Raw genomic sequence first — 12,274 nt, 5'->3', positions numbered from 1 at the left:
TTATTTTTTTCCTTCGAGCGCCGCGAGCCTTTTTTCAAGATCCTGTACGCGGTTGGCCAATTCCTGCACGGCATTTACCATCACATACAGCAAGGGGCTGGAATTGTACATGAGCACTTCTTCTTCCATCCCGGTTTTTTCGTCGATGACTTTCCCGGTGGAAGTCATGAAGGGGAAGATTTCACGGATTTCCTGGCCGATCACGCCGAATTCTTCCTGATCGGAGGAGGTATTGTATTTGCCGTTGTAGCGGTAACGGACGGGGCGTACTTTCATCAGTTTTTCCAGTCCGTCTTCAAAATCCCTGATATCCTGCTTCGCCCTGTAGTCGGAAAGCAATTGCCAGGAAGCGCCGCCAGCTGTCTTGCACGCATTGCCTGCCACCTGCAGCCAATGCGAATTGACCGTGCCGTCGGTGGTGCTACCTGCGATGGGGGCGTTGGTATTGATGAGCACGACGCCTGTTGGCCCGTGAATCGTCATGCGATTGGCAAGGCGCCCCTGGGTAAAGGACATCGGCTGGCCTGCGGCGGTATTGATGGATACGTCGCCGGCCGGGTTTTGACGGAGCGCGTAATTGTTTAACTGGGCTACATGGGTGGCGTGGCCGAACACTGCGGAATCGGTAAAGCCCGCACCACCATTGGCCGCCGCGGCGTTACCGAAACGCGCCATATCGATAGCGGTGGGCGCCACTGTGTTGAAGCGCACATCCAGCCGGGCGAGCGGAGTGTTGTTGCCGATATTGATCCCTACGTTGCCGAGGCTATACCCGACGTTAGTGCTGTTGCCTATCGGCTGGAAAGCGCCACTGTCGCCGCTTACCGCTCCCCAGGCAGCGCCGTCGTGCACCTGCACCTGGCCGCCGTTGAAACGGAGCGTTCCGGCTTTGCCCTGCGCCGTATCAGCCAGGTTGATGCCGCCGGGAACATTGAGGTTATGGGTAACGGCGTCCACCGTCACCTGGTCGTCGACTTTGCTGACGAATGAATCGATCAGGTCTTCGAAATCTTTGCCCGTAGGACGTTCGCCGTCCCGGAATTCCTGTCTCAAATGGGCTTTGCTGCGTTCTGCCATGTTGCAAGTTTTTTAGGATTAAGAAAAAATGATGAAATCGAGTCCGATGACCATTTGACCGATACCATCCTGCAACCCGGTGCAGGTAATGGCCCCGTCGGGCAACGCCGTGATGCGGTGGTTGCCGTTGGAAACCAGTATGGCATCGGGGCGCGTAGCCGAGGCTACATCCACCGGCTCCCCGATCACGAAATCGACGCCGATGGCTTTGCCTGTGAATAAACTGTCGGAAGATGCGATGGCCGGCTCGGGGCTTGTACCCACGATAAAGTCCGTCCCGATCTTCATTTCGCCGATCCCGCCGCCCAGTTCGGTATTGTGGCGGTGGTACAGTGCGAAGTCGACGATGTAATTCACATAATCCCGTCCCTCGATAAAAGATTGAATTTCCGAGGCATGCAGTTTACCGCCGAACACGATGTCCTGTCCTTCCTGGTAGGCCCAGGGGCTGAGGAATCTTTTCAGGTCTTCTTCCAGCACCTGGCCGTAATATCCGGGATCGAACCCGGGGTTGAAGCTGACCTGGCAATCGATCAGCAGGGTTTCGTAAGTGGGGTTATCGATTTGCAGTTTAACGAACGGCGAGGTGAACGCTCCCGTGAGGAAATCCCCCATTTCCCGCAACTGGTGCAGGTTGGCTTTCGGTTGGAGCGGGTCTCCGGTCGGGCGTTTCCGCCAGTCGGGCACCACTACCATCCGCACCTGGCCGGGCTGCATCCAGCTATCGCGCGTATTGTGCGGAATGCATTTCACTTTATAAATGCCGGGGAAATATTCCAGCAGCATCCGCTCGAAATCTTCGGTAGACACCGCGCGGTTTTTATGCCGCAACCTTTCGCTGACGCGGCGGTAGAATGAAGTATCCGATTCGGGCCGTTGCCCTTCAAATGAAGCAAATGGCTGCGTCACTTTCTTCAGCGAAGGTATTTTCTTCACCAGTTTGCTGATGGTACCGGCAGGCAATGGCGCGGCCAGATGCGTTTCATATCCTTCGCTGCCCGTATCCGGCAACAGCAACGTAGCCGTGGCGGCCTGGGTAAAAATTTCCTTCACGGACGCCGCTCCGCCGGGATTATCGGTTACATGCAGCCGCAGCCAGCGCATGCCCGCGGGCATCCGGCTGTGAGCAATACTCGCGTCTGCCCCGAGGTTCAGCCGCACGATCCCCGGGCGCTGCAACCCGTTGGTGCTTTCTTCGAGCACATCCGTTCCGAGGATGGGCCGCCACTCGCTGCCGGAAAGATAACTCCAGTGCAGATCGGTGCTGCGCAGGAGCGTTCCGCTTTCCAGGCTGCCTTCTTCGATCTGGAAGAGCATCGACACGGTTTGCGGCGCTTCCGCGCCTTCGAGACCAATGTACAAAGCCCCTCCGCCCGGATGTTCCGCGAGCAAAGCCGAGGGCATGTTGGCCGGGGGCTCGGCAGGACCGAACACATCCTGTAAAAAGAACTGGTCGATGCCGTTGGGCGCGTCCGGCCGGAAAGTATCCCGGGCCGTATAATCCATCGTCACGCTCTTGAGCACCGGCGTATAAGGCGGCTTGGGTAACGTAGGCGGCGTGCCCACCGTAGTTTTGGAGATCGCGATCACCCGTTTCGTGTAGGCTACGGGGTAAGTTTTGTGCCCGAATGCTTCGAAAGGCTCTTCCACGGGCATAAATCCCAGCTCCGCCGCTGTAGGCGTGCTGAGCGATAACTTCACAAAGCCCTGGTTCACGTCGTGCGTGAAACCGTCGCCCAATACCAGCGAGGGATTGCGGCGGTAAGGCTGCGCGGCGGTCTGATTATTGAAATTGCTTTCGATGACATTGACGGGCGCGGGCGCCTGGGTGTTATTACCCACGAACAACAGCGCATTCGGCAGCAGTTTGGTATTCCAGTTGCGGTTGTTCAGCATAAAAAGATCCGCCCTGAACACGCCGTTTTGTATGTTGGGATTACCGTAGCCGTCGTAATATTCATTGAAATCCACCGGCGGATCCTGCCATTCCAGCATGAACTTCATCGACTTCAGCGTTTTGCTGAACGCTTCCTGATGGCCGATGTAAAAAGACGAACCGATCCGGGGCTGACTGGTAAACGGCGAAACGGGCTTGTCTGCCGCCTGCAGCGCCTGGTCGTTCTGCAACACGAGTTTCTTCATGCCCTGCGCTCCTACTTCCAGCGTAATATCTATCACCTCAAAAGCGCTCAGCTGCTCGATGAGATAACTTTGCGGCTCCAGGCTGACTTTCATCACCGGCCACTGCGTCAGGAAAGCGCCTTTATGCGCTTTTTCGTTGTACGCGGTGATGGCAGGCAGCACTTCCGGAATGGCGACATTCACTTCCAGCGTCACTTCATTGCTTGCATCGGGCAGTTGCGGCAATTTAGGATTAAGGGCCGCGTTGAAGGTAAACTCCGTTTCCTGCCAACCCTTTTCCGTGGTCAGCGCCACTTTGAGGTGCGGCGTGATCGTCAGCGCAGTCGTGATGACGGGCGCCTTCATGCGGATAAACAGTCTAACGGAACGCAAACCTTCCGACAGGAACAGGTTAGGAGAAGCCACGGCCCAGCCGAGCGTAGCGGTTTCCATAAGTCCGCTGTCTTCCGGGATGGGCAATTGCTTGGTGCCCAGCGGGCGCCAGGCGGTACGGGTGCCGATGCGCACCTGGGCCGCATCCATCGCACGGAACAGTATACTTTTTCCACCGGTGTTGACATCCCGGAAACTGCTGCGGAGACCGCCGATCTTCGCCTGCGTCACCACCAGCTCGCTGTCGAGCGCATAGTGCAAAACTTTCCCGTTGGCTGCCTTGCCCGCGTCCAGTTCCGTGCCGGCTTTCAGGACCAGGGGTTTCGCGAATTTAGACGGTTCGAACAGCACATGCACTTTATCGGGCTGCGCGGTGGTCCGGCGGAGGCGCAACACTTCTTCGTAATAATAATCCAGCCGTTTCTTGGTGAGTTGGTTCACATCGTTACGCACGATGGTGAAGGCTTTGAAGTATGCCATCAGCAAAGCGAGGTGGGGAGAAAGATTCCCCGGCCCGGCAAGCATCGCCTGCAATTGCGCTTCGCCCGCCCCCGCGATCTGATCGAAGAAAGCCTGCCAGTCGCCGGCCGGGTTGCGCTGCTCGTCGTAATACCGCACCTGCGCCGCCAGCTTGTGGATGAAGGAAGCGAGGTCTGACAGGGTGCGCCCGTCGAGCGGGAGCGCCGCCGGGTCCAGCGCGGGCTGGGAACGGCTGCCCTGGTTCAGCCCGTCGGCCGACAGCAGGTATTGCAAAATATGTGCAGAAGCGCTCATGTTACTTTTCGGTTAGATAGAAGGGGTAAACAAGGTTGTGGCGCGCATTGGTACTGCGGATCACATAATCCACCAGTATCGTCACCTTTCCCGCTTCCGCGGGGTCTTGCCGCAGCTTTACGCTGTTCAGTTTGATGCGGGGCTCGTAAACGACCAGGGCGGTTTCTATTTCCGACTGGATGGCCGTGGCGGTGGTAGTGCCGAGGGATTCGAAGATCCAGCGGTCCCGTTTCCAGCCGAAAGATGGCTGCATCACGCGTTCTCCCAGTTCCGTGGAAAGAATAATGGCGATGCAACTTTCGATGTCGGCTTCCGCGTCGAACATCTTCACCTCCTTTTCGAGTTTCGAAAAGCTGGGCGGAAGCTCCAGCCTCTTCCGAGAAATGCGTTTTCCTGGGGCATAACAAATCTTTTTAAACGTTAACCGCCGATCATGACGGTGGGGCATCCGATAATGATGGAACCGCCGTGCGCCGTACTGTCTCCCATCCTTGCCGCGGGCATCCCGCCGATCATCACCGTCGCGGAGCCCTTCACCACGGCATCCGGCGGACCAGTACACGTGCACATATCGCCCACCCGCAGCGCGGGCATCCCGCCGATCATGACGGTAGCCCCTCCGGGCGGCAGGGCCGGACCGCCGACATGCGGCACCGTTCCGGTTACCATCGGGCAAACATGCATGTCGCCCACTCTTGCGGCCATTGACATAATTATCAGTTTATCTGTACAATCGCTCCCTTGATTACGGTATTGGCGCTGGAACTGATCTCCATCCCCGCCGAGCCTTCCGCCTTGAACTGCGTTCCGGCTTTGGCTTCCAGCCCCGTGGAGCTTTCCATCTTGATACTTCCGGAAGCCTTCATCACCAGGTCTTTCGCGCTTTCGATCGTGATACCGTCGGAGGACATAACGATTTTGTTATTGTTCTGATCCTGTATCGTGATTTCGCCCGCATCTTCGTCGAGCGACACTTTATTGCCGCCGGGCGTATCGATGACGAGGGTCTTTTTATCGTCGTTGAAAAGGACGCGCATACCGCTGCGGGTAAAGAATCCTTTTTCGTGGTTGTCGTCTTTGAGTTCGAGGGGTGCGGCCTTTGCGCTGCTATGCAGCCCGCCGAGCACCACGGGGTAACGGGGGTCGTCGTCCAGGAAACCCACCAGCACTTCGTCTTCCACTTCGGGGAGGAAGAAGCTGCCGCGGCCGTCGCCCGCATCGAGTGTGCAAACACGTGCCCAAACGCCGTCGTCGCCTGTGTCGATGGAAGGTATTTGCAGCAGGACGCGCCCCTCGCTGTCGGGGTCGCCTTCCAGGGCTTTGACGATGCCGGTGTGCAGACCGTTGATCCCAGGCACCAGGGCGCCCGCGGGCTTCGCCGAAACGGGAAACTTATCTGCGTGTTGTTTTGCCGACAAACCCAGTTGCAGATCCACCGTCCAGTTGCCGGCGCTGATCTCGTGCCGCACGCCGCTCACCCACGACATTCCATTCATCCGCGCGCCCATCCCTTCGATGGCGACGGTGATGCCCGGCACTGCCTGGTGAAACCCCTGTACCTGCGCCCTTCCGCAGAGGAAAGACATCCGGCTGCGCAGCACCGTCGCATCCGCCCATTGCTGCACTTCTTCTTCTTTCAGTCCTGCTGGCTGGCGTAACGTCACCAACGGCAATCCCATTTCGGATGCGGTAAGGTCGCCGGGTGTGGTCCATTCCGGTTCGGCGGATTCGGCTTCCAGGAGCGCCTGCGAAGCAGGGTCCCAGCTTTGCGCTTTAACACTGCCGTATTGCAGGCTACCGTCGATCTCGCCGTCGAATTCCAGGAGATTGGTTCCGAAACGAAGCGTGGCCGCTCCTTCGGATTCCACGACGGGTTTGATGATATCGATCTTGTCTGCGTTCGTCACGGCCACGAAACCGATCGCATCGAGCCGGGTGATGAGGAAATCCCAGTCGGAGGCGTTGTACTGCACCATCTCGGCATGCGTAACCGGCGTGTCTTCGACCTGCCCTGTCAGTTCTTCCGCATCGAGGATGGTGGCGGCGATCTCGCTGTCTTTCTGATCCTTGAATAATGCGCTCTTCCGGCCGATGGCCAGGAGCGAACTTTTATGCCGGCATTCCACCTGCAGCTCCGAAGTATGCTGGCGCAATTTCAGTGCGTGCGAAGTAACGATACCAGTAAAAATCGATTCTTCCATACTATGATACCCCACCAAAATCTCGATCTCATTGCCGGGCAGGAAAAGCTCCCCGGCGCTCACGGGCCAGTCTGCCATTGCCGCATCCCCGTCAGACACGATCAGGTGCGCGCCCGCGATGCGGTTCGCTTCGTTCCAGACCGTGACGGAAAGGACGGGCGTTTCGCCGGTAACGGGCTCACCGTTCACTTTCACCGTGAACGTCACCAGGCTCGTTTCCTGTTCTATCGGCAGTAATTCCTCGTCGCTCATTTGGGTTGGGGTTTGACAGGCGGGAAGAAAACTTCGGAGCCTTCTTTCAACCTGCGGAAATTGTACATTTTATTCGCCCGCGCCACTTCAATGTAATGATCCGGCGCGCCGTAAATGTCGTTGCACATCAGCTGGATATTGTCTCCCGCGATCACCTGGCGAACGTGTGTGAGGTCCGGCGAACTTTTATCTTCCACCTTCTCCCGCAACATATCTTCGATTGATCCTTCGAACCCTGCCCGCGCTTCGGCGCGCAGTGGCGTACCGTCGGGCTTGAAGAGTTTGTAGGTGATCGACAGCGTACTTAACACGCCCGTGAACACCAGTTTACCCCAGTTGAGCTGTACGCGCCGGGGCCGGTGTTCCTTTCCTTCGAAGAGGTACACCACTTTGGCGAATTTCTGCAGTTCGGTCATCACGTCGTATTCGTCGCCGCCGCTGATGAGGTCGGCGATGGCGCCCGCGATGGGTACATTGTCGAGCGGACCGGCGGGTTTCGGCACCACGCCCGTGCCGTCGAAGAGGAACGTGAATTCCAGTCCCGGCGGTGAAGAGTGGGTGTAACGCGCCACAGACCCGGAGTTGCCCGGTGCGGGCCGGCGATTGTAATTGACGCGGTAATTGATCGCGTAATTATCCGGGTTCACCTGCACCATGTATTTATCCCCTTCCGCGTCGCTGAGCACGGGCTTTTCCTTCTTTTTGGAAACGGGTTTGAAGGCGCGGATGATCATCTTTTCGAGCTTTCCGCCGCCAAATACGGATTCGAGCATGTTAACGATCGTTTTGTTTCTTCAATAATTTCATGACCTCTTCGGTGCAGATGGCTACGATCTGCTGGATGTCTTGCTGAGGCGGGGCGTTCCCTGCACCGGCGGCGGATCCGGCGGGGCCGGACTGCTGTGCCGCGGGTTCTTCCACCCTGGCGCGGATCACGAGTTCCCTGATTTCTATGGGCATATGCGGAAGTTTTATTAAATCCCGATGTTGATGTCCAGCGAAGCGGTGAGACCAGCTGCGGCATCCAGCCCTACGCTGATGGGATCGTAATACTTGAAGTACTGGTAAGAGAGCACCAGCGTTTCCACCACGATCTCGTTGTTGCCGGCGTTGAAGCTGCTCACTTCGAGTTTCTTGGGAATGGCGTTGATGAGGTACCAGTTGTACAAGGGTACATGATCAGCGTTCATCAGTGAAATGAGGACGTTGCTGGGCTTGAACCGGAATTCGTCGAGCGCCTGCCGCGCCCAGTGGAGCACGCCGGAACCGAGCATCTTGCCGCGCTTCAGCGTGACGTCGCCATATTTCGAGCGAACGGGCAGGTTATGTACGAAGCGGTGCTCGCCGCCTTCGGCTACGGTTTCCATTTCCAGGTCCACCGTGAGCCCCGACACTTCCTGGAAACGGACGTCTTGCGGGAACTGCGGGAGAATCTCGAAGAGAACGAGAAAATGAAAACCGACCTGCGGGGTGTCAAAGGCAGACATATGCTATTCGTTTTGGATCACCAGACCTTCATGCGCCAGTTCGATCGACTCGATGGCGACTTCGTTGCCGTCCGATTTGAGGTCGGAGCTTTGCACCTTGATGGGCCAGGCATTTTTGACCTTCCACACCACCACGGGCTCATGGTTTTCGTTCAGCAGGCTGATGGTCACGTTACGGCGCTCGATCGTATTGAGCGCTACGGTGTTCCACCAGTCGTAGAACTGGTTGTCGCCCTTGAATGTGCCGCGTTTCATGGTGATGTTGCTGTATTTGACCATGCCCGGCATTTTGGTCTTCACATATTCCGGGCTTGCACCATCGCGGTATTCGATCGGGTCGATCTGTACATCAAGGCCGGACACTTCGGTGAACCCGATGTTTGCACCACCCCATTCAACCTGGAAGTGGAATTTGGGAAGCGGATAATTCGCCATAACTCATTTTTTTATTGAATGGATGATTGAATCAGGATTCCTGCATTTTGTGGCTGAATCTCAGCACGATGAATTCAGCAGGACGAACGGCGGCCATACCGATCTCCACGATCAGGCGGCCTTCCAGTATGTCTTGCGCGGTCATCGTTTCGCCAAGGCCCACTTTCACGTAAAACGCCTGTTTGGTAGTTGCTCCTGCCAGCGCGCCCTGCCGCCATTGCAGCGTCAGGAAGTTTTCGAGCATGGCGCGGACGCGCACCCAGGTATTGGCGTCGTTATTTTCGAACACGAACGGTTCGGAGGCTTTTTTCGTCGACTCTTCCACGAAAGTGAAGAAACGGCGAACGTTCACATAACGCCATTCGTTGTCGTTGCCCGACAACGTGCGCGCGCCCCAGACGAGGATGCCTTTGCCGGTAAACGCCCTGATGGCATTGATGCTCTTTCCGTTTTCGTCGACGTTGAGGCCGCTTTGCTCCTGGTCGTTCAGTTTAACGGCGGGCGCCACCACGCTGCGGAGGCTCATATTAGCGGGTGCTTTCCACACGCCGCGGGTACGGTCGGTGGTGGCGTAAACGCCGGCCACGGCGCCCGATGGCGGGAGGAGGCTCATTTCAAATTTCACCCGGTCCACCACGCCTTTAAAGAAAGGATGTTTAGCGAACAGCAGCGTTTCCGCATTGTCGGTGCGGTTGATCGCATCCTGCAAAATGGTCATAAACGCATCGGCCACTTTCCCGAACGCTTTGTGCAGCGTTACGGCATTGGCCACGTTTTGCACGGTAGCGAGCGGTGTAGGGCCCGTGTAAGGATTCATTTCCGGCTGGATGGTGGTGACGTTCGCACCGGCGATCCAATCGGTAGTGTTGATATCGGCATAATCCGCATGCACCATCGCTTCGGTACGTGGAGGAGCCGGGAAAGCCCCGAGCACTGCGGCATTCTTTTCGAAGGCTACCAGGCTGATGAGTTGCTGGCGCAGATCGATGTTGGCCTTGAGTTTATTCAGCGCCTGGATCATGTCGGGTGTATTGCCGGCATCCATTTCCACCCGGCGGGCGGCCAGGGCTACGCTGCGCACGAAATTGATCAGGGGAACAAAAGCCGTGCGGGCGTTGGCCACGTTGGCAGCTGTGTTCACTGCCAGCCGGAGCGTTTCCAGGTGTGCGCTGATGGGGTTGTAATTGCTGCGATTGAGCACCGGCGCAGGTACCTTCGAGAACACCCGGGCTTCTTCCGCCAGCCGGTCGCGCAGGCTGGTGACCATGGCGCTCAGATCGGGAATGATGTTATTGATGGTAGCCGGCGGAATGGCGGCGTTGGCATTGTCGATGAAAGCCAGCTGCGAAAAATGCAGTGTTTTCGGATACGACGATTGCAACCAGGGATAATACGCAGCGGCATACTTCAGCTCCTGGTTACCCACGCCGTTGCGAAAATTCAGGATGGGATTCTCCGCGTGGTTCAACGCGAGATGCCCACCGGGGACGTCGAGTACCGCGAAGCGGTCCTGCAGTTTGGCGCATTGCTGGATGGCGGCCTGGTTGAAATTGCCGGCGTTGACGAAATCGGGCGTTCCGTCGCCTTCCTTCAGCGCCCCGGTATCAGGAGCGCAGATGATAGTGGGCTCATCTTCCCGGGAAACAGCCGCCAGTCCGCCCAGGAGCCCTGTGGTGGCGTTGCCGAGCGTCACATCGGTGGTGAAGTTACCCACGGAAACGATGTAGCAGGGGCCGCCGCCGTTATCGAAGAAATGTTGCAAAGCATCGAACAGGAAAAACTTCCGGCCGTTCACCGGCGTCACTTCCGTGATGTTGTTCTGCGCGTCGAGCTTCACGGTAACGGTTGCCGGCGTGTAGGCGCCGCCGTACAGAGACGTGAACTCCAGCATGGACGTGATGCGGACAGGCCGGTTGATGAGTGTTTTCCCTTCGGGGTCCGCAACGCGGGCGGTATGTCCGATAAACGCCGGGATGGCGGTGGCTACCGGCGCTACGGAAGGCGGTATCAGTGAAAGCTCTTCGACGAATACGCCTGGGGTTTTATAATCCATATCCGTTCAAGATTAACAGATGAAAAGTTTATGATTCCTGCATTTTGTGGCTATAGCGGAGCACGATGAATTCGGCGGGCCTTACCACTGCCATCCCGATTTCCACGATCATGCGGCCTTCGAGGATGTCTTGCGCGGTCATCGTTTGCCCCAGTCCTACTTTCACATAAAAAGCATGTTCGGGCTTGGCGCCTGCCAGCGCGCCGGCTCTCCACTGTAGGATGAGGAAGTTTTCGATCATGGCGCGCACCTTCACCCAGGTGTTGGCGTCGTTTGGTTCGAACACGAAAGGCTCGGAAGCTTTCTTGGTCGATTCTTCCACCATGTTGAAAAACCTGCGCACGCTCACATAGCGCCATTCGTTGTCGTTGCCGGCCAGCGTTCTGGCGCCCCATACGAGGATGCCTTTGCCGCTGAAGGAACGGATGGCGTTGACGCTCTTGCCGGAAGTGTGGACGTTGAGATTTTCCTGTGAATCGTCGCTTACGGCTACGAGCGGCCTGCGGACGAAGCGGAGGCTTGTATTGGCGGGGGCTTTCCATACGCCGCGCGTGGCGTCTACCGTACAATACACACCGGCGATGGTGCTGCTGGGCGGCATCACGATGGGCATGGCGGCAATGGAAGCTTTGATCTGGTGATACAGTTTATTTGCCACGTGATAGAGGGAATTGGCTTCCTGCGCCGGTGTGGGATTCTGCAGCCGGAGCACCATCGCGGCGGGCACCGGGTTGCCGTTGAGCGTTCCGGTGATGGAAAGCGTCTCTTCGTTGTAATTCAGTGTGAGCGACGTTTCCAGGTGCGGATAATAAGCGGCGCCGTATTGGAGGTTGGCGTTGCCGATGAGAAACCGGAAGCCGTTGGCGCCATCGTCGATCACGTTGGTATTGGCGGGATTGGTGTAATCGAGATGACCGTTAAACACGTCCATGATCACGAAGCGGTCTTTCAGATCGGCGGCCTGGGCGAGGGCGAGGCCGTAGAGGTTGTAGCAATCGCCCTGCGGCAGGATCTGGGCATCGGGGAACACGAGCAGGGTGGGCTCATCTTCTTTGGCGATGGCGGCGAGGCCCGCGGTGTAATTGGCGATGGTGGCCGCGGGTGGCGTGGCGCTGTCGGGCCCGATGGACACGATGTAGCAGGGGCCGCCGCCGTTGGAGAAGTACATCTGCATGGCATAGTACATCCGGAAAAGTGCGGCGGGCGCGGTGGGGCCCGCGCTCACCGTGTGCACGCCGTTGACGGTAGCCACGGCCGCGGTAAAGGTTTCGAGCCTGGCGCCGAAGATCGCTTCATATTCCACGAGCGAAGTGATGCGCACCGGTTTGTTCAGCAGCGAGTTGCCGTTGAGCGTCGTAAGCCGGGTGTAGCCGATGAAGGCCGGGATGGCCGTTTCCACCTGCGCCACAGACGGCGGGAACTTGGGTACCTCGTCGATGTAAACGCCGGGTGTTTTAAGATTTGCTAAGTTTAACATGATC

Annotated in this window: 11 protein-coding genes; all 11 read right to left on the bottom strand. The window is 57.5% G+C overall.

Going from position 1 to position 12,274, the window contains the following annotated elements; translation table 11 throughout:
• Complete coding sequence (locus WJU16_RS17540) at positions 1 to 1,077, bottom strand: tail fiber domain-containing protein (protein WP_341834752.1); 1,077 nt, start codon at positions 1,075 to 1,077, stop codon at positions 1 to 3.
• 18 nt (positions 1,078 to 1,095) lie between these two features.
• Positions 1,096 to 4,365 (bottom strand): baseplate J/gp47 family protein, encoded by a 3,270-nt coding sequence (locus WJU16_RS17535; protein WP_341834751.1) that lies wholly within the window; start codon positions 4,363 to 4,365, stop codon positions 1,096 to 1,098.
• Position 4,366: 1 nt separating this feature from the next.
• The gene (locus tag WJU16_RS17530) at positions 4,367 to 4,690 is read right to left on the bottom strand and encodes a GPW/gp25 family protein (protein ID WP_341838672.1); all 324 of its coding nucleotides are present in this window, start codon (positions 4,688 to 4,690) and stop codon (positions 4,367 to 4,369) included.
• A gap of 95 nt (positions 4,691 to 4,785) precedes the next feature.
• Positions 4,786 to 5,076 (bottom strand): PAAR domain-containing protein, encoded by a 291-nt coding sequence (locus WJU16_RS17525; RefSeq protein ID WP_298715247.1) that lies wholly within the window; start codon positions 5,074 to 5,076, stop codon positions 4,786 to 4,788.
• 5 nt (positions 5,077 to 5,081) lie between these two features.
• The gene (gene vgrG, locus WJU16_RS17520; protein WP_341834750.1) at positions 5,082 to 6,818 is read right to left on the bottom strand and encodes a type VI secretion system tip protein VgrG; all 1,737 of its coding nucleotides are present in this window, start codon (positions 6,816 to 6,818) and stop codon (positions 5,082 to 5,084) included.
• Complete coding sequence (locus WJU16_RS17515) at positions 6,815 to 7,591, bottom strand: hypothetical protein (RefSeq protein WP_341834749.1); 777 nt, start codon at positions 7,589 to 7,591, stop codon at positions 6,815 to 6,817. The genes vgrG and WJU16_RS17515 overlap by 4 nt, the downstream gene beginning before the upstream one ends.
• 1 nt (position 7,592) lies before the next feature.
• Positions 7,593 to 7,778, bottom strand: a complete 186-nt coding sequence (locus tag WJU16_RS17510) for a DUF5908 family protein (protein WP_341834748.1) — start codon at positions 7,776 to 7,778, stop codon at positions 7,593 to 7,595.
• A 14-nt stretch (positions 7,779 to 7,792) separates the two neighbouring features.
• Positions 7,793 to 8,305 carry a phage tail protein gene (locus WJU16_RS17505; RefSeq protein ID WP_341834747.1) on the bottom strand — a complete coding sequence of 171 codons (513 nt, stop codon included), beginning with the start codon at positions 8,303 to 8,305 and terminating at the stop codon, positions 7,793 to 7,795.
• Positions 8,306 to 8,308: 3 nt separating this feature from the next.
• Positions 8,309 to 8,740 (bottom strand): phage tail protein, encoded by a 432-nt coding sequence (locus WJU16_RS17500; protein WP_126247623.1) that lies wholly within the window; start codon positions 8,738 to 8,740, stop codon positions 8,309 to 8,311.
• 31 nt (positions 8,741 to 8,771) lie between these two features.
• Complete coding sequence (locus tag WJU16_RS17495) at positions 8,772 to 10,793, bottom strand: phage tail sheath C-terminal domain-containing protein (protein ID WP_341834746.1); 2,022 nt, start codon at positions 10,791 to 10,793, stop codon at positions 8,772 to 8,774.
• A 28-nt stretch (positions 10,794 to 10,821) separates the two neighbouring features.
• Positions 10,822 to 12,270 (bottom strand): phage tail sheath C-terminal domain-containing protein, encoded by a 1,449-nt coding sequence (locus WJU16_RS17490; RefSeq protein WP_341834745.1) that lies wholly within the window; start codon positions 12,268 to 12,270, stop codon positions 10,822 to 10,824.
• Positions 12,271 to 12,274 lie beyond the last annotated feature (4 nt).

The organism is Chitinophaga pollutisoli (assembly GCF_038396755.1).
Lineage (GTDB): Bacteria > Bacteroidota > Bacteroidia > Chitinophagales > Chitinophagaceae > Chitinophaga > Chitinophaga pollutisoli.
The sequence above is the reverse complement of the archived record's forward strand: the minus strand, read 5'-3'. Positions and strand labels throughout refer to the sequence as shown.